The sequence below is a fragment of the Mycobacterium angelicum genome (assembly GCF_002086155.1).
Taxonomy (GTDB): Bacteria; Actinomycetota; Actinomycetes; order Mycobacteriales; family Mycobacteriaceae; genus Mycobacterium; species Mycobacterium angelicum.
Genome location: NZ_MVHE01000056.1, coordinates 1 through 23,430 on the forward strand (window position 1 = coordinate 1; position 23,430 = coordinate 23,430).

Below are 23,430 nucleotides of genomic sequence, written 5' to 3' on the forward strand. Positions count from 1 at the left end.
GCCGATCAGCAGCCCGCCGCTGGTGGCGGCCCCGCCGGCCCCGCCGTCGGCGCTGACGCTGGAGCCGCCGGCCCCGCCGCCGGCGCCGTTCCCGATCAGCCAGGTGTTACCGCCGGCGCCGCCGACCCCGCCGGTGCCGGTGCCGCCGGTGTTGGCGCCGCCGGCCCCGCCATCGCCGCCGTGGCCGTAGAGGAACCCGCCGGCCGAACCCGCCGCGCCGGCGCCGCCCTCGGCGCTCACGCTGGCCCCGCCGGCGCCGCCGGCGCCGCCGTTGCCCAGCAGCCACGCATGCCCGCCGACCCCGCCGACCCCGCCGGCGCCCACGCCGCCGGTATTGGCGCCGCCGGCGCCGCCGGCCCCGCCGTTGCCGTAGAGCCATCCGCCGGAGCCACCCACTCCACCGGCGCCGCCGGCGCCGGTGGCCGAGGCCCCGCCCGCGCCGCCGGCCCCGCCGTTACCGATCAGCCCGGCGCTGCCGCCGGCACCGCCGACGCCGCCAGGGGCGCCCGATCCGCCCTTGCCGCCGTTGCCGAACAGGTAGCCGCCGGGCTTGCCGGCGCCGCCGGTGCCGTCGACGCCGTCGGCGCCGTTACCGATCAACGGCCGGCCGTACAGCGTCTCGGTGGGCCAATTGATCACATCGAGCAGCTGTTGCATGGGGGTTGCGGCCGCGGCCTCGGCCACCGCATAGGAGTTCGCGCTCGCGGACAGCGCCTGGGTGAACTGGCTGTGAAACGCCGCGGCCTGGGCGCTGACCGTCTGATAGGCCTGGGCGTGCGAGCCGAACAGGGCCGCTATTGCAGTGGAGATCTCGTCTTCGGCCGCGGCCAGCAGGCCGGTGGTGGGAGCCGCCGCGGTGAAGTTGGCCGTCTGGATCGCCGAACCGATACCGGCCAGATCAGCAGCCGCGGCAAGTACCGCTTGCGGCGACGTGAGCAGGTACGACATCCGAGACCACCTATCCAGCTAGGTCACGAGCAGTTGAAGAGTCGCGCAGGTGCCCCCCGGGTCACCGCGCCGACATATCGGCTGATCGACGATAAACCACGACATACCGTTCCTCGGCCAGAATGAAAAAAATCATGCCAAAAGTTTCTCAAGGTGTAACGCTGCCACATAACCACCGTGAGCACCAACGCCTCGACCGAAGCTGGGCCCGTTAAGCGCCCGGATTCCAATACTCCGGGTTGAGCCACCGCCGGAGCCGGCGGCGAGCACCATGGGGAGGTGACTTCGGACCGGTGGGGCGCCCGCTGGGGCGCCAGTGGGCTGGCCTACCTGACCGGCCCGTCCGGCGGCCCGCCCGACTTCTCCCGCGCCGGCGTCCTGGCCCGCGCCCAAGGAATCGCCGCCGACGCGGCCACCCTGCTGGCCGGGCGGGCCGGCCTGCTCGGGCTCTCGCGTGCCGGCCGGATATCGCCCGGGCGGGCCACCCGGTTGCTGTCCGCCCGCGACGGCTGGTGTGCGATCACGCTTTCCCGGCCCGACGACGTCGCCGCCCTCCCGGCATTACTGCACAGTGACGAAACTGCCCGCGACCCCTGGCCGGCACTGCACCAATGGGCCGCAACCCGGTCGACGGCCGACATCGTCGAGCGGGCCGAACTGCTCGATATCCCCGCCGCCGCACTGGGCGAGGCCACCGCTGCACCGCCGCGGGCGCGCCGCATCGGGACACCGCTGCCCGGGCGCGGGCCGGCCGGCCTGTTGGTCGCCGACCTGTCCTCGATGTGGGCCGGCCCGCTATGTGGGCACCTGCTGGCCCGGGCCGGCGCGACTGTGGTCAAGGTGGAAAGCCCGCGCCGCCCCGACGGTACCCGCGCCGGCAATCGCGGGTTCTTCGATTGGATCAACGGTGAAAAGCTGTCCTATAGCCTGGATTTCGACCGGCACACCGACGAGTTGCGGGACCTGCTCGGCGCTGCCGACATCGTCATCGAAGGATCGCGGCCGGGCGCGCTGGCGCGGCGGCGACTGGGACCAGACGACGTTGCCCCGCGTCCGGGCCGAATCTGGTTGCGCATCACCGGATATGGTGACCAGTCCCGGCGCCCGGCGTTCGGGGACGACGCCGCCGTCGCCGGCGGGCTGGTCGGCGTCGGGCCGGTGTTCTGTGGCGACGCCATCGCCGACCCGCTGGCCGGACTGGAGGCCGGCCGGGCGGTCACCGAATCGCTGGAACGCGGCGGCGGCGAGCTCATCGACGTCGCCATGGCGGCCGTCGCCGCGACGTACGCGGCGCTGCCGCTGCAGCAATCGACTTCGACGCACCCGGCACCGCCTCCGTCGGCGCCACCAACCGGCAACCCGGCCGCCGCCCTCGGCGCCGACAACGACAGAGTGCGCCGCGTCGTCGCCGAAAGGCGTTGCCTGTCATGCTGATTCGGCGCGCCACGCTGCTGGACGGGACCAGCGCCGACATCCGGGTCGGCGCCCGGATCGAGGAGGTGGGCGCCGGCCTGACGGCCAAACCCGGCGAGGGCGTGCTCGACGCGGGCGGCGGCACCGTGCTGCCCGGGTTGCACGACCACCACGTACACCTGCGATCGGCGGCCTCCGCGCTGGATTCGCTTTCGGTGGGACCGCCCGCCGTGCGCACCAAAGAGCAACTGGCACAGGCAATCTCGAGTGCCGCGCCGGGCGCCGACGGATGGATTCGCGCGGTCGGCTACCACGAGTCGGTGGCCGGGGACCTGGACCGGACCGCGCTGGACGCCCTGGCGTCGCACGTGCCGGTGCGCGTGCAGCACCGCAGCGGCGTGCTGTGGATCCTCAACTCCGCGGCGCTGGGCCGGGTCGGCCTGGCCGGGCATCCCGACGGGCGGCTGCGCAGCGCCGACCGCGGCTGGTCGGATGCGCTGCAGCGGCGCGAAACCGATCTGGCCGAACTCAGCCGGCGAATCACCGCGACCGGCGTCACCGGCGTCACCGACGCCACCCCCGACCTCGACGCCGGCGACCTGGTGGCGCTGGTCATGGCGCACCGTCGCCGCGAATTCCGGCCCGGGGTGCGGATATTGGCGCCGGGCAAGAAGATTCTGCACGACGACCACCTCGACCTGGAGTCGCTCACCGAGTGGATCGCCGACCGCCACAGCACCGGCCAGCCGGTTGCCGTGCACTGTGTCACCGCGGCCCAACTGCTGGTGACCATCGCTGCCCTGCGCACGGCGGGCAGCCACCCGCTGGACCGAATAGAGCACGCCGCAATGGTTCCCGGCGACGCCATCAGCGACCTCGCCGAATTGGGACTCACCGTGGTGACCCAGCCCAACTTCGTCGCCGAGCGCGGCGATCAGTACCGCACCGACGTCCCCGCCGATGAGCACGATCAGCTGTGGCGGGTCGCAACGCTGGTGAATGCACAAGTGTCCGTCGCGTTTTCGACGGACATGCCGTTCGGTCGCGGCGATCCCTGGGCCGCGATGCGGGCCGCCGTGCACCGCACCACACCCAGCGGCAAGATCCTCAATCCGGCCGAATGTGTCTCGCCGAGACAGGCTCTGACGATGTTTCTGGGCTGGCCGGATCGCCCGGGCCGGGCCCGGACCGTCGAAATCGGGGAGCCCGGGGATCTGTGCGTGCTCAGCGAGCCACCGGCGATGGCACTGGCCGAACTGGATGCCGGCCTGGTCGCCGCGACGATCATCGGCGGTGAGCTGGTCTACTTCGCGATGTGATCCGCCAACCCCAGCGCGGCGCGCAGATTCGAGCATTGCATGTCGAAAAACTGTTGCGACACCGCGGCTTTGGGGGCAACCAAGTCGAATCCGTGGAAGGCGCCCGGGATCAGGTCGACTTTGCACGGCACCCCTGCTTCGACCAGCCGCGCGCCGTAGGACAGGTCCTCGTCGTAGAACAGGTCGTGGGTGCCCACGCCGATCCACGCCGGTGCCAGCCCGCTCAAATCGGGGTGCCGGGCCGGCGCCGCCACCCGCGGGTCCGCGCCACCGAGATAGGCCGTCCAGCCGAAGCGATTGGCCAGCGGGTCCCACAGCCGATAGCGCGGATCGGCCGGCAACGCCGAGCTGCGGTCGTCGAGCATCGGGTAGGCCAGCAGCTGGAACGCCAGTGCGATCTCCCCGCGGTCGCGGGCCAGCAGAGCCAGCGCCGCTGCCAGCCCGCCGCCGGCGCTGGCGCCGCCGATCGCAACCCGGCTTTCGTCCACCGCGGGCAGGCCGGCCAACCAGGTGAGCGCGGCGTAACAGTCTTCCAGCGCCGCCGGATAGGGATGCTCGGGCGACAGCCGGTAGTCCACCGATGCGACCGTCACGCCCAGCCTGGTGCTGAACCGGTGGCAGCGCAGGTCGTCCTGCGCAGCGCTACCGATCACATGGCCGCCGCCGTGCATCCACAACAGGGCCGGCGCGAGCTCGGTGCCGCCGGCCGGCCGGTAGAGCCGCACCCGCACCCCGGAGGTCAGCGTCAACACCTCGACATCAGCGGGCGCGCCGCGCCGCGTGCGCAGCGCCATCAACGCCCGGACCAGCGGCAGCGTTCGGGGACCGACCACTCGTCGCGGTGCGAGACGGGCGATTCGGCGCAAGTCCGGGTGGACGTCATCGGCCGGCACCAGAACAGTATCCATCTGCGCGGGCGCGGGCACCGAATCAAGTGCGTGAACCATTTCGTCCGCCGGTACGTCTTAGCCAATCGGGCCTAGGCACGCGGGGTTCAGCGCGCAAAGATCGGGGTATCGATCGGAAGGCTTCACAAGGTTTCAAGTAGGGACGGAGCAATAGCCAGGCCGGCGCGGTCGGGCACGATGCAAGGCACGATGCAAGGGGCGTGGAATGCTAGGGCATCTGTACGACCGGGCACTGGACGGCGAGCGATGTTGGATCCGCCACGACGACGGTGAGGTGCGGCTGCTGCCGGCGCACCGTTGGCTGGGCCGACGAAACGCCCCGCACGAACCGGACGGACCGCCCGAGCCGGACCGACCCGGCGCCCCGGACGAGGCCTTCGACGAGGCCTTCGACGAGGCGGTGGCGCAGATGTGCAGCGGCCCGACCATCGAATTAGGCTGCGGCCCAGGGCGATTGGTGGCCAGGCTGGTGCAGCGAGGCGTCCCGGCATTGGGCATCGACCAGTCCATGACCGCGGTCCGGCTGGCCTGCCGCGGCGGCGCCCCGGCACTACTGGGCGACGTGTTCGACCCGCTGCCGGGCATGGGCTGTTGGCAGACGGTGCTGCTGGTCGACGGGAACGTCGGACTCGGTGGCGACCCGCTGCGGATTCTGGGCCGCGCCGCCGAACTGCTGGGCCGCGGCGGCCGTTGCGTGGCGGAGTTCGACGCACAGGCCATCGGGATCTGCGCCCGCTGGGTACGGCTGGAGTCCGCCGGCGATGTGGGGCCGTGGTTTCGGTGGGCTTCGGTGGGGGTGGACAGCGCCGCCGCGCTGGCCGCGCAGGTGGGCCTCACTCTCACCAGCGTCCGGCTGATCGGCGGGCGGGTCATCGCCAACTTGGCGGCCTGGTGAAGCCCCCGCTGCCCGTCTTCCGCAGTCCCCTGCGTGGCCCGTGGCTGACGTCGGTGTTCGGCCTGGTGCTGCTGATCGTGCTGCCGATCGTGATCCTCACCGGGCTGCTGTCCTATATCGCCTACGGGCCGCAGTTCGGCCAGGCCATTCCCGCCCACGTCGGCTGGTTGCGACTGCCCGGCTTCAGCTGGCCCACCCGTCCGTCCTGGCTGTACCGGCTGACCCAGGGGCTGCATGTGGGCCTGGGCCTGATCATCATCCCGGTGGTGCTGGCCAAGCTGTGGTCGGTGATCCCCAAGCTGTTCGACTGGCCGCCGGCGCGTTCGATCGCGCAATTGCTGGAACGGCTGTCGCTGCTGATGCTCGTCGGCGGGCTGCTCTTCGAGATCGTCACCGGGGTGCTCAACATCCAGTACGACTACATCTTCGGGTTCAGCTTCTATGACGGCCACTACTTCGGAGCGTGGGTCTTCATCACCGGCTTCCTCATGCATATCGCGCTGAAGATCCCGCGCATGCGCACCGGGCTGCGCTCGCTGTCGCTACGAGAGGTGTTGCGTACCAACATATCTGACACCAAGCCGCAGCCACCCGATCCGGACGGCCTGGCACCCGAAGACCCGGCCGAGCCGACCATGAGCCGCCGCGGTGTGCTGGGGCTGGTCGGTTCGGGGGTGGTGCTGATGACGGTGCTGACGGTGGGCCAGACGCTCGGTGGGCCGGCCCGCGGCGCCGCCCTGCTGTTGCCGCGCGGCCGACCAGGACCGGGGGGCAGCGACTTCCCGGTCAACAAAACCGCCGCCGTCGCCGGCATCACGCCTGAAGCCGTCGGCGCGAACTGGCGGCTGACCCTGCGCGGCGGGCCCAGCGAACTCGTGTTGGACCGCGCCGCGCTGGCCGCGCTGCCGCAACGCACTGCGCGGCTGCCGATCGCCTGCGTCGAAGGGTGGTCGACGGTACAGACCTGGACCGGGGTACCGCTGGGGGAGTTGGCGCGAATGGCCGGGGTACCGGCACCGCGCTCGGCGTTCGTGGCATCGCTGCAACGCGGCGGGGCCTTCGGCGTGGCGACCCTGCAGGCCAACCAGATCAGCGACCCGGATGCGCTGCTGGCGCTACGGGTCAACGGCGCAGATCTGCCGCTCGATCACGGCTATCCGGCCCGGATCATCGTTCCCGCGCTGCCCGGTGTGCACAACACCAAATGGGTCACCGCCATCGACTTCGCGACGGGCTGAAATGTCAAGTCTGCCAGCACGTTTCGTGCGCCATTACGGTACCCATCCGCTGCATCTGCTGACCATGGTGGCCGGCTTCGCCCTGCTCGGCTACATCCTGGCCACCTTCAAGCTCACCACGCTGTGGAACCCGCAGAGCTGGTGGCAGTCGATCATCGTCTGGTTCGCCGCCGCCGTGATAGGTCACGACCTCATACTGTTCCCGCTCTACGCCCTGGCAGACCGGCTGCTGTCCAGGCGTGAACCAAAGCCGGGCCCAAAAGCCGCCGCGCGCAACTACATTCGGGTCCCGGCCGCCGGAGCCGCACTGACCCTGGTGATCTTCCTGCCCGGCATCATCCAGCAGGGCGCCACCACCTACCACGCGGCGACTGGAGAAACCCAGCAGCCGTTTCTGGGCAGGTGGCTGCTGCTCACCGCGGCCATGTTCGCCATCAGCGCTCTCGCATATGCCGCCCGCTTCGCCAAGGGGCGCTATAGCGCTGGAAAAACACCACTTGAACAGGGCAAATAGCATGCGGGGGGCGAACCGCGCAGCAATCTTGGATTACGACCGGGCGGTAAGGGTACGCTCCACCACATGACGGCGACGAGGCCTGGCATTACCCCCTATCTGCGATGGTTGCTACGCGCCCGCCCCGGGGATTACATGCTGGCATTAAGCGTCGCGGGGGCTTCGCTACCGGTCGTCGGCAAGCATCTGGAACCGCTGGGCTCCGTCACCGCCATGAGCGTCTGGGGCGCTCGGCAGGCACCCGAATTGTTGACCGCGCGCGCCAGGGAATGGCTCACCCCGGGAATCAATGAGACACGGCGCCGGGACCGGGACAGCACCGGCGAGGTTTCGGTAACGGCGCTGCGCGGCATCGTGTCCAACGACGAGCTGGAGGCTCAGTGGCCGGAGCCCGGGCGCACCCCGCCGGTGGCCGACGCCCGGCGCCACCGCCGCTACCTCTACCGCCGCGGCGTCCACTACGGCGACAGTCCGGCGCAGTTGCTCGACGTGTGGCGCCGCAAGGACCTGCCCAGCCAGCCCGCACCGGTGCTGATCTTCGTCCCGGGTGGCGCCTGGATCCACGGCAGCCGCACCATCCAGGGTTACGCGCTGATGTCCCGGCTGGCCGAGCTGGGCTGGGTATGCCTGGCCATCGACTACCGCGTCGCGCCACACCACCGCTGGCCGCGCCACATCCTGGACGTCAAGACCGCCATCGCGTGGGCCCGTGCCAACGTCGACAAGTTCGGCGGCGACCGCAATTTCGTTGCGGTGGCGGGCTGTTCGGCCGGCGGACACCTGGCCGCGCTGGCCGGGCTCAGCGCCAATGATGCCGGCTTCCAAGACGAATTGCCCGAAGGCTCCGACACCTCGGTGGACGCCGTCGTCGGGATCTACGGCCGTTACGACTGGGAGGACCGCTCCACCCCCGAGCGCGCCCGGTTCGTCGACTTCCTGGAACGGGTGGTGGTCAAGCGGTCCATCAAGCGGCATCCCGAGGTGTTCCGCGACGCGTCGCCGATCGCCCGGGTCCACACGAATGCCCCGCCGTTCCTGGTGATTCACGGCAGCCGCGACAGTGTCATCCCGGTGGCACAGGCGCGCGGCTTCGTCGAGCGGCTGCGCGCGGTCTCACGCTCGCTGGTCTGCTACGTGGAATTGCCCGGCGCCGGCCACGGTTTCGACCTGCTCGACGGCGCCCGCACGGGTACTGTGGGACACGCGATCTCGTTGTTCCTCAACCAGGTTCACCGCACTCGGACACAGTTCGCCAAAGAGGTCATCTGAGCGCCAGGGGGCTGCGATGAAACGGCTCAGCGGCTGGGACGCGGTACTGCTCTACAGCGAGACACCCAACGTGCATATGCACACCCTCAAAATCGCCGTCATCGAACTCGACCCGGACCGCCGCGAATTCGGCATCGACGCATTTCGCGAGGTGATCAGGGGCCGGCTGCACAAGCTCGAGCCGTTGGGCTATCAGCTGATCGACGTCCCGTTCAAGTTCCACCACCCGATGTGGCGCGAACACACCGTGGTCGACCTCGACTACCACATCCGGCCCTGGGAGGTGGCCGCGCCCGGCGGGCGGCGCGAACTCGACGAGGCGATCGGGCAGATTGCCAGCACCCCACTGGACCGCGAGCACCCGCTGTGGGAGATGTATTTCGTTGAGGGCCTTGCCAATAACCGGATCGCGGTGGTCGCCAAGATTCACCACGCCCTGGCCGACGGAGTCGCCTCGGCCAACCTGATGGCGCGCGGCATGGACCTGCTGCCCGGACCCGAAAGCGGCGAATACACCGCCGACCCGGCGCCCACCAAACGGGAGTTGATGTCGGAGGCGTTCGTCGATCACCTACGCCACCTCGGGCGAATTCCGGGCACCCTGCGCTACACCGCGCAGGGTTTGGCACGGGTGCGGCGCAGTTCGCGCAAGCTCTCCCCGGAACTCACCCGGCCGTTCACCCCGCCGCCGACGTTCATGAACCACATGATCACCCCCGAGCGGATGTTCGCCACCGCCACTTTGGCGTTCGCCGACGTGAAGGCCACCGGTAAGAAGCTCGGCGTCACGATCAACGACATGGTGCTGGCCATGTCCACCGGCGCGCTGCGCAAACTGCTGCTGCATTACGACGGGACGGCCGTGCCGCTGCTGGCCTCCGTCCCGGTCAGCTACGACTTCTCGCCGCAGCGCATCTCGGGCAACCACTTCAGCGGCATGATGGTGGCGCTGCCGGCCGACCTCGACGATCCACTGGAACGGGTGCAGGCCGCTCACGACAACGCGGTGTCGGCCAAGGAGAGTCATCACCTGATGGGCCCGGAGCTGGTCAGCCGCTGGGCGGCGTACTGGCCGCCGGCGAGCACCGAAGCCATGTTCCGCTGGTTGTCGGGTCGGGACGGCCAGAACAAGATCCTGAATCTGAACATCTCCAATGTTCCCGGTCCGCGTGAGCGTGGCCGGGTGGGTGGCGCGGTGGTCACCGAGATCTATTCGGTGGGGCCGCTGACCGCGGGCAGCGGGTTGAACATCACCGTGTGGAGCTATGTCGATCAGCTCAACATCTCGGTGCTCGCCGACGGCTCCACCGTCCAGGACCCGCATGAGGTGACCGAGGCCATGGTCGCCGACTTCGTCGAAATACGCAGGGCCGCAGGGATTTCCGAGGAATTGACGGTCATCGAGGACGCGATGGAGCCGGCCTGATTCGGGGTGGTTACCATCGGCTCTGTGAGCGATGAAGCTACCGAACCCGCAGTCCTTGTCGAACAGCGCGACCGAATCCTGATCATTACGATCAACCGCCCGAAGGCCAAAAATGCGGTCAACGCGGAGGTCAGCCGTGGATTGGCCGAGGCGATGGATCGCCTCGACGACGACGCCGGTCTCTCGGTGGCCATCCTGACCGGCGCGGGCGGGTCGTTCTGCGCGGGCATGGACCTCAAGGCCTTCGCGCGCGGCGAGAACGTCGTCGTCGAGGGCCGCGGCCTCGGCTTCACCGAACGCCCACCCGCCAAGCCGCTGATCGCGGCGGTCGAGGGCTTCTGCCTGGCCGGCGGCTGCGAGCTGGCGCTGGCTACCGACCTGATCGTGGCGGCGCGGGATTCGGCGTTCGGCATCCCCGAGGTCAAGCGCGGCCTGGTTGCCGGCGGGGGAGGGCTGCTGCGGCTGCCCGAGCGCATCCCGTATGCGATCGCCATGGAGTTGGCTCTGACCGGCGACAATCTGCCCGCCGACCGGGCGCGCGACCTGGGATTGGTCAACGTCCTGGCCGAGCCGGGCGGTGCGCTGGACGCGGCGATCGAGCTGGCCGAGAAGATCACCGCCAATGGGCCGCTCGCGGTGGCCGCCACCAAGCGGATCATCACCGAATCCCGCGGCTGGAGCCTCGACACCAGGTTCGCCGAGCAGATCAAGATCCTGGCCCCGATCTTCATGTCCAACGACGCCAAGGAAGGCGCCATCGCGTTCGCCGAGAAGCGCCCGCCCCGCTGGACGGGGACCTGATAGCTCGAGCGCGTCAATGCTCCCCCCGGCATGGGTTACACTATCGACAAGTTTTGTAAAGGGCTGGGGGGCAGGAAAGACCGAGGATGAGCATTTCGCTGCTGCTCGAGATGGCTGCGTCGGGTAACCCTGACCGGGCTGCTGTCGTCTCGGAAGACCTGCGGCTGACCACAGCGCAGCTCAGCGATCTCGCCGACGGCGCCGCCGGAGTCATCGCGGCGTCGAATGCCCGGCACGTGGCGTACGTCGGCACCGGCGGGGCAATGTTGCCGCTGCTGCTCTTCGCCGCGGCCCGTGCCGGCGTGCCGTTCACCCCGATCAACTACCGGCTGTCCGCCGAGGGGATCGGGGCGCTGATCGAACGGCTGCCACAACCCCTGGTGGTCGCCGACGAGCGCTACCGGCCGATGCTGGCAGAGTCGCGCGGCGTCGACGAATTCCTCACTGCGGCAAAGAATTCCGAGCCGGCCAGCGAGTTCCTCGATCCCGATTCCGTCGCCGTCGTGTTGTTCACCTCCGGCACCACCTCGCAGCCCAAGGCCGTCGAACTCACCCATAACAACCTGACCAGCTATGTCACCGGGACGGTCGAATTCGATTCCGCCGCACCGACCGACGCCGCGCTGATCTGTGTGCCGCCGTATCACATCGCCGGGGTCGGCGCCGCGCTGTCGAACCTGTACGCGGGCCGAAAGATGGTGTATCTGCCCAACTTTGACGCCCACGAGTGGGTGCGGCTGGCCAATGCAGAGCAGGTCACCACCGCAACGGTGGTGCCCACCATGCTGGACCGCATCGTCGGGGTGCTGCAGACGGGTGAACACAAGTTGCCACACCTGCGCAACCTGGCCTACGGCGGCTCGAAGGTTGGGCTGCCGCTGGTGCGCCGGGCGCTGGAATTGCTGCCGGACGTCGGCTTCGTCAACGCCTACGGTCTGACCGAAACCAGCTCGACGATCGCGGTGCTCACACCCGATGATCACCGCACCGCGCAGGCCGCATCCAGCGCCGCCGTCGCCAAGCGATTGGCTTCGGTCGGGCAACCGGTGCCCGGCATCGAGCTGCAGATCCGCGACGAAACCGGCACGGTGCTGGGGCCCGGCCACACCGGCGAGCTGTTCGTACGCGGCGAGCAGGTCTCCGGCCGCTACACCGGAATCGGTTCGGTGCTTGACGAAAACGGTTGGTTCCCAACCAAAGACATCGCGACCCTGGACGAAGACGGCTATCTGTTCATCGGCGGGCGCAGCGACGACACCATCATCCGCGGCGGTGAGAACATCGCGCCCGCCGAGCTGGAAGAGGTGCTGATCGAACACCCGCAGGTGCGCGACGTCGCCGTCGTCGGAGTCGAGGACGCGCAGTGGGGCCAGGCGATCGTCGCGGTGGTGGTGCCGGCCGCCGGCGCCGACCCCGACCCCGACGAGTTGCGCGAGCATGTCCGCAAGACATTGCGCGGGTCGCGGACCCCCGACCGAGTAGTGTTTCGCGACGAGCTGCCAACCACCGCAACCGGCAAGGTCCTTCGCCGGGAGATCATTCAAACGCTGGAAGGATTGCGTGCATGATCAAGAACGGAACCCGGCTGGCCAGCCAGGTCTGTGACACCCAAGTCATCGTGGTGCGAACCGCCGAGAGCCTCGACGACCTGCGTTGCGGCGGCGCCCCGATGGTGCCGATGGGCGCCGACCGGTCGGGCGAGCTCGATCCGGCGTTCGCCGACGGCAGCGTGATGGGCAAGCGCTACGTCGACGAGACCGGTGCCGAGGTGCTGGTCACCAAGCCAGGTGCCGGCAGCCTCAGCGTCGGTGCGACCAGGCTGGAGCTCAAAGAGGTCAAGCCGCTGCCGGCCAGCGACTGAGACGGCTAGGGCCCGGCGTGCCCGTTCAATCCGGGAATGCCAAGCAGTAACCCGCCGTTGCCGCCCTGTCCGATAGTGGCTCCGGCCCCGGCGCTGTTACCGCCGGCGCCGCCGTTGCCGATGTATTGGGCACTTCCGCCGTCGCCGCCATTGGCTTTGTTCAGGCTGGCCCCGCCGTTGCCGCCGTGTCCGCCGTTGCCGATCAGGGCGCCGTTGCCGCCGTGTCCGCCCTGGCCGCCGTTGAATGCGGCGGCCGTACTCTGGCCCCCGTTGCCGGCGTCGCCGCCGTTGCCGAACAGTCCGATGGCGTTACCCCCGTTGCCGCCGGCGCCGGCAAAACCTACCAGCGTCTGCCCCCCGTCGCCGCCGCGCCCGCCGTCACCGAACAACATGCCGCCCAGGCCCCCGTCACCGCCGCGCGCAGCGAACCCGCCGATGCCGCCGGCGCCGCCGTTGCCGATCAGACCGGCATTCCCGCCGTGGCCGGATTTTCCGCCGAAGCCGGCGCCGCCGTCGCCGCCATTGCCGCTGAATAGGCCGCCGGTCCCGCCGTCGCCGCCGACACCGGGGAAGGAGCCTGAGGCGCCGGCGGCGCCACCGGCGCCGCCGTTGCCGTTCAGCGCGCCACCGTGCCCGCCGTGACCGCCGGAACCGGCGCCACCGATCAAGCCGCCCGGGGCTATACCGCCGGCACCACCGACGCCGCCGGTGCCGAACAACCCGATGGCGTCACCGCCCGCGCCCCCGGCGCCGGCCCCACCGACGGTGGCGCCGTTGTAGGCGCCACCCGCGCCGCCGGCGCCACCGTTGCCCCACAACACCCCCCCGGCGCCACCGGCGCCGCCCTTGCCGGCCGCTTTCGAGTCGGTGGTGCTCATGCCGCCGGCCCCGCCGGCGCCGCCATGTCCGAACAGCCCGGCGGCCCCGCCGTTACCGCCGGGGCCGCCGCCTTGGGTTGCCGTCGACGGCGTGCCGGATCCGCCGTTGCCGCCGTCGCCCCACAGCAGGCCCCCGGCTCCGCCGTTCTTCCCGCTGCCGGGCAATGCGTCGCTGCCGTTGCCGATCAACGGACGTTGCAACGCCGCCTCGAAGGGCGCGTTGATCGCGTTGAGTAGATTCTGCTGAAATATCTGCCACGGGTTCGCCGTGGCCGCGGCGTTGACCGCTTCGGCACCGGCATAGGCGGCGGTGCCGGCCTGCAGGGCCTGCACGAACTGCCGATGGAAGGCCGTCGCCTGGGCGCTGAGGGCCTGATAGTTGAGGGCATGTGCGCCGAACACCGCCGCCGCGGCGGCCGACACCTCGTCGGCACCGGCGGCCAGCACGTTAGTGGTCGGGAACACCGCGGCCGTATTGGCCGCGCTGAGCGTCGAGCCGATATTCGCCAAATCCGTTGCGGCGGCTGAGATTACATCTGGTAATGCGAATACGTATGACATTGTGCGCCTCCGACTTGCCACCTTACAAGCCAATACCTACGCATTTCACCGGAAACGCACATAAACCCATCCCCTGGGTTACGGCCACGGTCGACCGTCGGTGCCGGGAGCCACCGGCTGATCCGAATTCGAGTTGATCGTCGAGCGCGCCGTGCTGCTGGGTGCGCGGGCCGGTAGGCGCGCCGGGTTAGGGCTGGCCGCTGAGGCCGTCGTCGCCCAGGAGGGTGCCGCCCGTTCCGCCGACGCCGGGAACGCCGGGAGTGCCGGCGGTGCCGCCGTTTCCGCCGTTCCCGCCGTCGCCGATCAGGACGGCAGCACCGCCCTTTCCGCCGTCGCCGGCTTTCGCGCCGACGCCCCCGGCGCCGGCGTTTCCGCCGTTGCCCAGCAGCATTCCGGCTTTTCCGCCGTTGCCGCCGTCGCCGCTCCGGGCGAAGCCGCCCGAGAGGCTGTCGCCGCCGGCCCCGCCGCTGCCGCCGTCGCCGAACACTCCGCCGGTACCGCCGGCCCCGCCATGGCCCGAGGCGAAAAGCGGAGCGGTGGTCAGGCTGACACCGCCGCTGCCGCCGCTGCCGCCGGTGCCGAACAGGCCGGCGGCATTGCCACCGGCCCCACCAGCGCCGCCGTTGTTGATTGCGCCGTAGCCACCGGTGCCGCCCATGCCTCCGTTGCCGAACAGCATGCCGGCATTGCCACCGGCCCCGCCGGCCGCGCCTATGTTGCCCGATCCGCCGGTTCCGCCGTTGCCGCCGGCTCCGAAGAATTGGCCGCCGTTGCCGCCGTTACCGCCGACTCCCGGCGCGACGATTCCGACCCCGCCGACGCCACCGTTGCCGCCTGCGCCGAACTGCCCGCCGCTCCCGCCGGCGCCGCCGGCACCACCGGTCGACCCCCCGTTCAATGCCCAGCCGCCGGCTCCGCCGTCGCCGCCGCCGCCGAACAACCCGCCGGCGCCACCCTTCCCGCCGGCGCCGCCGGTCTGGTTGATGCCGGTGGTATGTCCGCCGCTGCCCCCGGTTCCGCCATTGCCGGCCAGCGATCCACCGGCACCGCCGGTGCCGCCGCTGCCCCCGACGCTGGTTGCGGTCGCGGTCCCGCCACTGCCACCGGCGCCGCCGGTGCCCCACATGCCGGCCGCGCCGCCGTTGCCGCCGTTGTGACCGGCACTGCCGCTACCGCCGGCACCGCCATCGCCGAGCAGCCAGCCACCTGGTGTGCCGGCCGCTGCGGTGCCGGCGGGCTGGGGCGTGCCGTTGCCGATCAGCGGTCTTCCGGTCAGGTCTTGCACTGGGGCGTTGATGGCTTGCAGCGTGTTTTGTTGCAACGTGTGCCAGGTCGAGGTGCTGGCCGGGGCGTTGAATCCGTCCAGGCCGATCACTGCGCCTGCGGTACCGCCGACGCCGGCCTTGCCGGTCGCGGCACCGAGGCCGCCGATGCCGGCATTGCCGCCGTTGCCGATCAGCACACCGTTGCCGCCGCTACCGCCCACGCCACCGGCGCCACTGGCGCCGCCACCGTGGCCGCCTTCACCGCCGGCCCCGCCGTTGCCCAGGATCAGCCCGCCTTGGCCGCCGTGGCCGCCGACGCCGCCGGTGCCAGCGACGCTGTTTCCTCCAGCACCGCCGATACCTCCATTGCCGAACAGACCCGCGTAGCCACCGGTCCCACCGGCGCCGCCGACGGCGCCGCCAAACCCGCCGGTGCCGCCGCTTCCACCGGCGCCGCCGTTGCCATACAACGCACCGGCTTTGCCGCCCGCGCCGCCGAGGCCGCCGACCCCGGGCGCGCCGTTGTTGCCCCCGGTCCCGCCGCTGCCGCCGTTACCGCCGACGAGCCCGCCGTCGCCGCCGGCGCCGCCGGCGCCCCCGTCGGCCAGACCGAACCCGCCGTAGCCGCCGGCACCGCCGTTGCCGCACAAGCCACCGGCACCGCCGGCCCCGCCGTTCCCGCCGATCCCGCCGACCAGGTGGTTCCCGTCGCCGCCGGCGCCGCCAGCTCCGCCGCCGGCCCCCACCAGCCCGCTAAGGAATCCACCGGCCCCGCCGGTTCCGCCCGCGCCACCGTGCGACTGGCCAAAGCCGCCAACGCCGCCGGCACCTCCGGCGCCGAACATGCCGCCAGCGCCGCCGACTCCGCCGGCTCCGCCGACGCTAGTGCCGTTCGGGCTGAGGCCGCCGTTGCCCCCGGCGCCGCCGGCGCCCGTCAGCCATCCGCCCGCGCCGCCATTGCCGCCCGCCCCGGCGGTGGCTCCGGAGACCGTTATGTTGCCGCCGGCTCCGCCCGCCCCGCCGGTGCCGATCAGCCCCGCAGCACCGCCATTGCCGCCTTTGAGGCCGGTCGCGCCCGATCCGCCGGCGCCACCGTTGCCGATCAGCCAGCCCCCGGCTGCGCCGTCCAGCCCGCTGCCGGGTGCCGCGCTGGCGCCGTTGCCGATCAACGGGCGTCCGGTGAGCAGCTGCGACGGCGCGTTGATGGCCGCCAGCAGTTGGGTTAGGGGAGAGGCATTGGCCGCCTCGGCGGTGGCGTAAGCGTTGGCCCCCGCGGATATGGCGCTGAGCAGTTGCTGGTGAAAGGTGACCGCCTGGATGCTCAGCCCCTGATAGAGCTGCGCGTGCTGAGAGAACAACGCGGCGATCACCGCCGACACCTCGTCTTGGGCCGCAGCCGCAATCACGGTCGTGGGCAGCGCGGCGGCGGTGTTGGCGGCCACCAGCGCGGTGGCGATCCGGGACAGATCGGTGGCCGCCGTTTCCAGCGCTTCAGGTATCGCGATCACAAACGACATGGCAATCCCCAGACGTAGCTCGACCCGTTCTCGCCGGCATCAACCTTAGGCGTCGAACGTGCAGTCGCTGCGAAAAATCGCCCCATTTTTCGCAGTGGGTGCACGTTGGGCGAGGCGGTTACCCGACGGCCATGCCACCGCCTCCTACGAAGACATATCGCGACGAACGAATTCCCTTGCCTTGATCAGGAATTCGAGCTGATCGCCGACTTGGCGCAGCGGCTCCAGGCTGCGAGTGGAGCGGCACAGCACGACGGCGCCCTCAAGCGCGGCTATCGACATCACCGAAAGCGACGTCGCAGTCTCGTCGTCGAAGCCGTCGGCGACAAAGGCCCGGGCCATCGCCGCCCGCCAGTGGCCCAGGATCACCCCGGCCTCCTTGGACAGCTCGAGTTCACCTTCGGTCGAACCGATTGCGACTGCCACGACCGGACAGCCGGCCTCGAAGTCGCACTCGGTCAGCAGGCGCTCCCAGAATTCGACGAATTCGTGTACCAGGGCCTTGCCGCCGCGGTCGACGGCGTCGTCGACTTTCGCGGTGATCGAATCGCCGGCGTAGTGCAGCGCTTCGGTCAGGATCTGGTTGCGTCCGTCGGGAAAGTGGTAGTACACCGAGCCGCGCGGCGCGCCGCTGCGCGCGAGCACCGCATCGATGGTCACAGCCGCCGCGCCGCGTTCGGAAAGTACTTGCGCGGCGCTGATCAGCATCTTGGTCCGGGTCCGTCCGCGTCTGCGGGTGCCCGTTTCGGCTTCCGTCATGCGGCGTGTGGGTGCCGCGGGATCGGCCAGTGCATCCTGCGCGGGTGGAACCGGAACGGCCGGCGCGGCAGGTCAGGCAGCTCCCGCGTCAGGTGATAGCCCGCAACGTTGAGGTCGAGGATCCACATGATTTCTCCAAGCACCGATGCTCACATGCGCCGGCTCCGTTCCCGGCCCATGACTATGTAGGAGAGCATATAAGGCATGGGTTTAGTAAACAACCCTCAAGCTAGTAAGCCCTGAACAGTGCGTACATTTGAGATTCATATGCGACCTAAGGCATGCGCTTCTGGCAATATGTCACCGCCGGGAATATGTAAGCTTGCATATTTGTTGGGTTTGCGGTTCACTTTGAGCATGGCTACTGACACCGTGTCTATTGAGCGGGATGGGCACGTCCTGCTCATCGGCCTGAATCGGCCGCACAAACGCAATTCGTTTGATCGGGCCATGCTCGAGGAGTTGTCCCGTGCCTATGCGCTGCTGGAATCCGACGACTCGTTACGTGTCGGCGTGCTGTTCGGGCACGGCGACCATTTCACCGCTGGGTTGGACCTCGTCGACGTCGGACCTGCCGTTGCGAGCGGGCAGCGGTTGTTGCCCGAGGGTGGCCGGGATCCCTGGCGGTTGGACAGTCCTTCGGCACCTGCGCCGACCACACCACTGATCGCCGTCGCCCATGGCTGGTGCATGACCCTGGGCATTGAATTGCTGCTGGCGGCCGACATCCGAATCGCCGCGAAGGGAACCCGGTTCACCCAGCTGGAAGTGCAGCGCGGGATCTACCCGTTTGGCGGCGCGACGATCCGGCTGCCGCGTGCGGCGGGCTGGGGCAACGCCATGCGGTGGCTGCTCACCGGTGACGAATTCGATGCCGCCGAGGCGTACCGCATCGGGCTGGTTCAAGAGGTCGCCGACGATCGCGACTCGGCTTTGGCCCGGGCGCGCGAAATCGCACAGACCATCGCGGAGCGCGCCGCGCCCCTGGGTGTGCGCGCCACCCTTGCATCCGCACACTTGGCCCTGCAACAAGGCGAGGCTGCCGCAATCGAGCGGCTTGCTCCGGACGCGGCGGCGCTGTTCGCCACCCAGGATGCCGCCGAGGGCGTGCAGTCGTTCATCGAGCGTCGGCAAGCCCGATTCGAGGGTCGTTAGCGGGCCGAAAACCGTTATCGGACAACAGAGTTAATACTGATACGACCCGACCTAGGGGTCGTTGGAAGGTTGAGCACGAAGAAATGGCTGGAGAAATCGCTTCCGAGCGTCCAACTCCGGAACCGACTGGGGTCGTCACCGAGTTGACGGCCGCTGGACTCGCAGACGCGCGCCAGATAGGCCGCGGCGGCGCCGGCGTTATTTATCGTTGCCACGAAACGGCATTGGGCCGAAACGTTGCGGTCAAGGTACTGCCGCCGCACTTCGAGGAAGAGGATAAGGAACGCTTCCTGCGCGAGGGCTACGCGATGGGCGGGCTCTCCGGACATCCCAACATCGTCAACATTTTGCGCGTCGGGGTAACCGAAAGCGGCCGGCCATTCATCGTAATGCCTTACCACGCAGCGGATTCGCTGGCGGTGCGGCTGCTCAGGGCGGGCCCGTTGCCCTGGCCCGATGCCTTGCGGATCGGCGTGAAGTTGTGCGGGGCATTGGAAACCGCACACAAGACCGGCACGTTGCATCGCGATATCAAGCCCGCGAACGTGCTTATCAATGACTACGGCGAACCGGAGCTGGCCGATTTCGGTATCGCCCACATCGAAGGCGGGTATCAAACGGCGACCGGGTATTTCTCGGGCACCCTCGCCTACACCGCGCCCGAGGTGCTAACCGGTAACCCCACGACGGTCGCCGCCGACATCTACTCCCTGGGCGCCACGATTTACGCCCTCATCGCGGGTAGTGCCGCACACGAACGCAACACCGGTGAAGACCTGCTCGCGCAGTATCTGCGGATCAGCTCCACCCGGGTCCCGGATATGCGTCCGGAAGGCATCCCGGACGCGGTGTGTTTGGCGATCGAGCATGCGATGTCCATCGAGCCCGAGGAGCGGCCGTCGTCGGCGGCCGAGTTCGGTCGCCAGTTGCAGGCCGCGCAGCGCACGAACGGCCTGAAGCCCGATTCGATGGCGATCACCGGCGCCGGTATGGACGTCGGCCTCACCCTGAGCAGTTCAGCCCATGTCGTTCAACCACTTTCGGCCGGGCCCGGCGAGCAAAGCGGCGACAGCAGTGACGCGCGGCCGGCGGGGGCCGAGACGCTGCCCGTTCCCGGAGCCGTCCCGCAGTTCGCGGACTGGGCGAAAAGCGCCGCGATCAACCCGTCGGGTCCTACCGGACGAAAAACGTCCACTGGCCCCGTCTTGGGTCCGGTTGGAGCGCCGATCCTGCCTCGCGGCTGGGAATGGATTTCGCAGCGGGCCGTACTGCGGTGCATGCCGCGACGCACGAAGCGCCACCGCGTGGCGTCCGTCAGCGCCGCGGCGGTGTTGGCGTTGCTCCTGGTGGTCAGCGGCGTCTACGTGTCGCTGCCCAAGGCCGGCAACATCCGGGCGAGCGCAGCGGGCCCATCCGGCGCGGCGCCGATCAAGTGGCAGCCAATTGCGAATGCGCGTGTCGCGCGTGACGCAATGGCGACCACCCAGGCCGAGGGGATGATCTGGAGCTACGGCGGAATCCGAAGCGACGGCGCGGTCACCGGACAACAAGATGGCTATGACCCGACCACCGACAGCTGGAAGGACGACGACGACCTGCCGGATCCGGTTCAGCACGCGACGGCGGTGACGTGGCAGTCAACCCCGGTTGTGTTGGGCGGCTGGCGGACAACCAGCGAGAAGCGGGATGCGACCGACCGGGTTTGGCGGATGGTCAACAGCCACTGGACGGAGCTCCCGCATCTGTTGCAGCCCAGGGCAGCTGGTGCGGCCGCGGTAGTGGGCGACCGCATCATCGTCACCGGTGGTGTTGACGCCAACGGCGCACTGCTGAACACCACCGAAGTCTTCGACGGTCGCTCGTGGAGCCTGGGCGCTCCCATCCCGACTCCGCGTCAAATGCTGGCCGCGGCTTCGGATGGAAAGCTGATGTACGCGGTGGGCGGCACCAACGGCACCATCGACATGGCGACGGTCGAAGCCTATGACCCGGCAGCGAAAACCTGGACGGCTATGCCCGCACTCCCCGAAGGGCGTAGTGATCTGGGGGTGGCGATCGCCGGCGAACGCCTGGTGGCTGTCGGGGGTGTGTCGATGGGTCAAGCGCTCAAGAGCGTCGCCGAGTACGACCTGCTGGCCAAGACGTGGTCCCCGTTGCCGGACCTGGCGATTCCGCGCCACGGCGCCGGGGTCACGTCGGTAGAGACCTGCGTGTACGCCATCGGTGGATCGACCGCGGCCGGCGACACCGACGTGACCTCCTCAGCCGAAGTGCTCAAGCTGCCGGCCCGCAAGGTGCAGGCGATGTCGGCGTGGCGTGCGCTGCCCGATGCGCCGGATGCCCGGTTGGCGCCGGCCGGGACCGTGCTCGAGGACAAGATCTGGATCATGGGCGGCATGCGGGACGGGGGCGTGCTGCGCGATGTCCAGAGCTACGACCCCCGCACCGGAGTCTGGGCAAGCGGACCGCCGTTGCCCATACCGCTGCAACATGCGACGGCGGCCACCTACCGCGGCGAGGTGGTGGTCATCGGGGGCGCAAGCGCTGACTTCCAGCAGGCCACCAACCGGGTGTTCGTGTTGCGCCACGGTAGCTGGGTGGAGTTGCCGAGCCTCAAGCACGCGCGAGTGGCGGCGGCGGCAGCCGTGGTCGGCGACAAACTCGTGGTTGTCGGCGGAATGAACGGCAAGCAGCTGATCCCGGAAACCGAGGTCTTCGACGGCACTTCGTGGAAGGACGCCGCAAGTCTGCCAACCCCGCGGGAGCATCTTGCCGCGGTGTCCGACGGCTCCTACGTGTACGCGATCGGCGGTCGGTTCCTGTCCATCGACCGGCCCTCGGTGGCGTTCGAACGTTTCGATCCGCAATCCGGGACGTGGACCAAGCTGCTGGACATGCCGACCAGTGACCAAAGCTTCGGCGCCTCTTTCATCGACGGCCGAATCGTTATGGTCGGTGGCGAGAGCGCGACTCAGGTGCTCGGAGTCACCGAGATGTACGACATCGCCGACGGGAAGTGGAGCACCTTGCCACCGCTACCCACGCCGCAGCACGACCAGATATTGCTCACGGTTGGCAACTCCCTGTACTGCATCGGTGGGGCGAACCGGCTCGGCCGTGAAGGCGCCATCTCGGCCATGGAGGCCATGGACTTCACCTAGCGGTGATGCCCGTGGGTTACTCGACCGTGTAGCCCATGGGCATCAGCACGCTCTTCTGCTGGGTGAAGTGTTCGACGCCTTCGGGCCCGTTCTCCCGGCCGACGCCGGAGTTCTTGAAGCCGCCGAATGGGCAGCCGGGATCGAAGGCGTACCAGTTGATGCCATACGTTCCGGTGCGGATCTTCTCCGAGATCTCGATGCCCTTGGGGACGTCGGTGGTCCAGACGCTGCCGGCCAGGCCGTACACCGAATCGTTGGCGATCTTGATCGCGTCCTCCTCGGTGTCGTAGGGAATGATGCTCAGCACCGGGCCGAAGATCTCCTCCTGGGCGATCGTCATCTTGTTGTCGACGTCGGCGAACACCGTGGGCTGCACGAAGAAGCCGTTGGCTAGGTCCTCGCGCCCTTCGGGGCGCGAGCCGCCGCACACCAGCCGGGCGCCCTCCTCGACGCCCTTGGCGATGTAGCCCTCGACCCGGGCGCGCTGCTTCTCCGAGATCAGTGACCCGATCTGGGCAGCCGGGTCGGTCGGAGTGCCGATCGGCAGCGCCTGCACGAAAGTGCTTACCGCATCGACGATTTCGTCGTACCGCGAGCGCGGCGCCAGGATGCGGGTCTGCGCGACGCAGGCCTGCCCGGTGTTCATGATCCCGGAGAACACCAGCATCGGGATCGCGGCGGCCAGGTCGACGTCGTCGAGGATGATGGCCGCCGATTTCCCGCCGAGCTCCAAGGTGCATGGCTTCAGCAAGTCCGCGGCGCGCTGGCCGATCTCCTTGCCGACGGCCGAGCTGCCGGTGAACGTGAACAAGTCGATGTCACGGTTGGACGTCAGCGCCTGTCCGGTCTCGACCCCGCCGGGCACCACCGACAGCACGCCCTCGGGCAGGCCGGCCTCGGCGAACACCTCCGCCAAAGCGTTTGCGCTCAGCGGTGTTTCGGCGGCCGGCTTGAGCACCAGGGTGCAGCCGGCCAACAGCGCGGGGCCGAGTTTGTTGACCGCCAAGAACAGCGGCACATTCCAGGCCACGATCGCGCCCACGACACCGATGGGCTCGCGGTGGACAATCGTCTGCCCGTAGGCGCCGTTGCGGGTCTCGCGCCACTTGACCTGGTCGACAGCGGGGCCGGCGAAGAAGTTCAGCGCGCCGATCGAACTCATCCAGTGCATCGTCTCGATGCCCATCGGCGGCTGCCCGGTCTCGTCGGCGAGCAGCTTGGTGAACAGGTCCTTGCGCTCCTCCAACAACCTGACCGCTTTGGCGATGACGGCCGCGCGCTCTTTCGGCGGGGTCGAGGGCCAGGGGCCGCTGTCGAAGGCCGCGCGCGCCGCGGCGACGGCGGCGTCGACGTCAGCCGGGGCTGCCAGCGGCACCTTGCCGACGTACTCGCCGGTCGCCGGGCAGTGCACCTCGATGACCTGATCGGTCGACGGCTGTGTCCACTTGCCGCCGATGAAAAGCTTGTCGTACTCCGTTGTAGCTGAGGTTGTAGCTGAGCTCATGATCGCCAACCTACCCCAGCCGGCCTAAAACGAGAACA

Annotated in this window: 19 protein-coding genes; 12 read left to right on the forward strand and 7 right to left on the reverse strand. The window is 69.4% G+C overall.

Features of this window, described 5'->3' with window-relative positions:
• Window positions 1-948 (reverse strand): PE family protein (locus BST12_RS22720; RefSeq protein ID WP_139801856.1); only part of this gene is annotated, 948 nt, incomplete at its 3' end.
• A gap of 279 nt (window positions 949-1,227) precedes the next feature.
• On the opposite strand from BST12_RS22720, the gene BST12_RS22725 reads away from it, so the two are divergent.
• Complete coding sequence (locus BST12_RS22725; RefSeq protein WP_083115515.1) at window positions 1,228-2,382, forward strand: CoA transferase; 1,155 nt, start codon at window positions 1,228-1,230, stop codon at window positions 2,380-2,382.
• The gene (locus BST12_RS22730; RefSeq protein ID WP_083115516.1) at window positions 2,376-3,680 is read left to right on the forward strand and encodes an amidohydrolase family protein; all 1,305 of its coding nucleotides are present in this window, start codon (window positions 2,376-2,378) and stop codon (window positions 3,678-3,680) included. The genes BST12_RS22725 and BST12_RS22730 overlap by 7 nt, the downstream gene beginning before the upstream one ends.
• Here the strand turns inward: BST12_RS22730 and BST12_RS22735 are convergent.
• Complete coding sequence (locus BST12_RS22735; RefSeq protein WP_139801857.1) at window positions 3,665-4,573, reverse strand: alpha/beta hydrolase; 909 nt, start codon at window positions 4,571-4,573, stop codon at window positions 3,665-3,667. The genes BST12_RS22730 and BST12_RS22735 overlap by 16 nt on opposite strands.
• Window positions 4,574-4,793: 220 nt before the next feature.
• On the opposite strand from BST12_RS22735, the gene BST12_RS22740 reads away from it, so the two are divergent.
• The 8 genes from BST12_RS22740 to BST12_RS22775 all read left to right on the forward strand — a co-directional run bounded on the left by BST12_RS22740 (window position 4,794) and on the right by BST12_RS22775 (window position 12,592).
• Window positions 4,794-5,483, forward strand: coding sequence for a class I SAM-dependent methyltransferase (locus BST12_RS22740; protein WP_083115517.1), 690 nt, complete (start codon window positions 4,794-4,796; stop codon window positions 5,481-5,483).
• Complete coding sequence (locus tag BST12_RS22745; protein WP_083115518.1) at window positions 5,480-6,721, forward strand: molybdopterin-dependent oxidoreductase; 1,242 nt, start codon at window positions 5,480-5,482, stop codon at window positions 6,719-6,721. The genes BST12_RS22740 and BST12_RS22745 overlap by 4 nt, the downstream gene beginning before the upstream one ends.
• A gap of 1 nt (window position 6,722) precedes the next feature.
• Window positions 6,723-7,235: a hypothetical protein gene (locus tag BST12_RS22750; protein ID WP_083115519.1), complete on the forward strand. Its 513-nt coding sequence runs from the start codon at window positions 6,723-6,725 to the stop codon at window positions 7,233-7,235.
• Between the two features lie 66 nt (window positions 7,236-7,301).
• Window positions 7,302-8,504 (forward strand): alpha/beta hydrolase, encoded by a 1,203-nt coding sequence (locus BST12_RS22755; protein WP_083115520.1) that lies wholly within the window; start codon window positions 7,302-7,304, stop codon window positions 8,502-8,504.
• Window positions 8,505-8,520: 16 nt separating this feature from the next.
• Window positions 8,521-9,930 (forward strand): WS/DGAT/MGAT family O-acyltransferase, encoded by a 1,410-nt coding sequence (locus BST12_RS22760; protein ID WP_083115521.1) that lies wholly within the window; start codon window positions 8,521-8,523, stop codon window positions 9,928-9,930.
• A gap of 15 nt (window positions 9,931-9,945) precedes the next feature.
• Window positions 9,946-10,731, forward strand: coding sequence for a crotonase/enoyl-CoA hydratase family protein (locus BST12_RS22765; protein WP_083115538.1), 786 nt, complete (start codon window positions 9,946-9,948; stop codon window positions 10,729-10,731).
• 86 nt (window positions 10,732-10,817) lie between these two features.
• Entirely contained in the window at window positions 10,818-12,299 is a 1,482-nt protein-coding gene (locus BST12_RS22770) for a class I adenylate-forming enzyme family protein (RefSeq protein ID WP_083115522.1), read from the forward strand.
• Window positions 12,296-12,592, forward strand: coding sequence for a hypothetical protein (locus BST12_RS22775; protein ID WP_083115523.1), 297 nt, complete (start codon window positions 12,296-12,298; stop codon window positions 12,590-12,592). The genes BST12_RS22770 and BST12_RS22775 overlap by 4 nt, the downstream gene beginning before the upstream one ends.
• Before the next feature lie 5 nt (window positions 12,593-12,597).
• Here BST12_RS22775 and BST12_RS22780 read toward each other — a convergent pair whose 3' ends face one another.
• The 4 genes from BST12_RS22780 to BST12_RS34340 all read right to left on the reverse strand — a co-directional run bounded on the left by BST12_RS22780 (window position 12,598) and on the right by BST12_RS34340 (window position 17,700).
• Entirely contained in the window at window positions 12,598-14,031 is a 1,434-nt protein-coding gene (locus tag BST12_RS22780) for a PE family protein (RefSeq protein ID WP_083115524.1), read from the reverse strand.
• Window positions 14,032-14,218: 187 nt separating this feature from the next.
• Complete coding sequence (locus tag BST12_RS22785) at window positions 14,219-16,813, reverse strand: PE family protein (RefSeq protein ID WP_083115525.1); 2,595 nt, start codon at window positions 16,811-16,813, stop codon at window positions 14,219-14,221.
• Between the two features lie 144 nt (window positions 16,814-16,957).
• Window positions 16,958-17,572: a TetR/AcrR family transcriptional regulator gene (locus BST12_RS22790; RefSeq protein ID WP_245850506.1), complete on the reverse strand. Its 615-nt coding sequence runs from the start codon at window positions 17,570-17,572 to the stop codon at window positions 16,958-16,960.
• Complete coding sequence (locus tag BST12_RS34340; protein WP_264061359.1) at window positions 17,569-17,700, reverse strand: hypothetical protein; 132 nt, start codon at window positions 17,698-17,700, stop codon at window positions 17,569-17,571. The genes BST12_RS22790 and BST12_RS34340 overlap by 4 nt, the downstream gene beginning before the upstream one ends.
• A gap of 229 nt (window positions 17,701-17,929) precedes the next feature.
• On the opposite strand from BST12_RS34340, the gene BST12_RS22795 reads away from it, so the two are divergent.
• Together BST12_RS22795 and BST12_RS22800 are read left to right on the forward strand one after the other, a co-directional pair.
• Window positions 17,930-18,727, forward strand: a complete 798-nt coding sequence (locus tag BST12_RS22795; RefSeq protein WP_083115526.1) for a crotonase/enoyl-CoA hydratase family protein — start codon at window positions 17,930-17,932, stop codon at window positions 18,725-18,727.
• An 83-nt stretch (window positions 18,728-18,810) separates the two neighbouring features.
• Entirely contained in the window at window positions 18,811-21,888 is a 3,078-nt protein-coding gene (locus tag BST12_RS22800) for a Kelch repeat-containing protein (RefSeq protein WP_083115527.1), read from the forward strand.
• A 16-nt stretch (window positions 21,889-21,904) separates the two neighbouring features.
• Here the strand turns inward: BST12_RS22800 and BST12_RS22805 are convergent, their stop codons facing one another.
• Window positions 21,905-23,392, reverse strand: coding sequence for an aldehyde dehydrogenase (locus tag BST12_RS22805; protein WP_083115528.1), 1,488 nt, complete (start codon window positions 23,390-23,392; stop codon window positions 21,905-21,907).
• Window positions 23,393-23,430: the final 38 nt, after the last annotated feature.

What these genes read in the sequence shown, in the direction of transcription:
- BST12_RS22770 (WP_083115522.1), top strand. Translation starts at nt 10,818, where the DNA reads ATGAGCATTTCGCTGCTGCTCGAGATGGCTGCGTCGGGTAACCCTGAC.
- BST12_RS22750 (WP_083115519.1), top strand. Translation starts at nt 6,723, where the DNA reads ATGTCAAGTCTGCCAGCACGTTTCGTGCGCCATTACGGTACCCATCCG.
- BST12_RS22780 (WP_083115524.1), bottom strand. Translation starts at nt 14,031, where the DNA reads ATGTCATACGTATTCGCATTACCAGATGTAATCTCAGCCGCCGCAACG.
- BST12_RS22775 (WP_083115523.1), top strand. Translation starts at nt 12,296, where the DNA reads ATGATCAAGAACGGAACCCGGCTGGCCAGCCAGGTCTGTGACACCCAA.
- BST12_RS22730 (WP_083115516.1), top strand. Translation starts at nt 2,376, where the DNA reads ATGCTGATTCGGCGCGCCACGCTGCTGGACGGGACCAGCGCCGACATC.
- BST12_RS22805 (WP_083115528.1), bottom strand. Translation starts at nt 23,392, where the DNA reads ATGAGCTCAGCTACAACCTCAGCTACAACGGAGTACGACAAGCTTTTC.
- BST12_RS22800 (WP_083115527.1), top strand. Translation starts at nt 18,811, where the DNA reads ATGGCTGGAGAAATCGCTTCCGAGCGTCCAACTCCGGAACCGACTGGG.
- BST12_RS22790 (WP_245850506.1), bottom strand. Translation starts at nt 17,572, where the DNA reads ATGACGGAAGCCGAAACGGGCACCCGCAGACGCGGACGGACCCGGACC.
- BST12_RS22755 (WP_083115520.1), top strand. Translation starts at nt 7,302, where the DNA reads ATGACGGCGACGAGGCCTGGCATTACCCCCTATCTGCGATGGTTGCTA.
- BST12_RS34340 (WP_264061359.1), bottom strand. Translation starts at nt 17,700, where the DNA reads ATGTGGATCCTCGACCTCAACGTTGCGGGCTATCACCTGACGCGGGAG.
- BST12_RS22785 (WP_083115525.1), bottom strand. Translation starts at nt 16,813, where the DNA reads ATGTCGTTTGTGATCGCGATACCTGAAGCGCTGGAAACGGCGGCCACC.
- BST12_RS22795 (WP_083115526.1), top strand. Translation starts at nt 17,930, where the DNA reads ATGGCTACTGACACCGTGTCTATTGAGCGGGATGGGCACGTCCTGCTC.
- BST12_RS22760 (WP_083115521.1), top strand. Translation starts at nt 8,521, where the DNA reads ATGAAACGGCTCAGCGGCTGGGACGCGGTACTGCTCTACAGCGAGACA.
- BST12_RS22740 (WP_083115517.1), top strand. Translation starts at nt 4,794, where the DNA reads ATGCTAGGGCATCTGTACGACCGGGCACTGGACGGCGAGCGATGTTGG.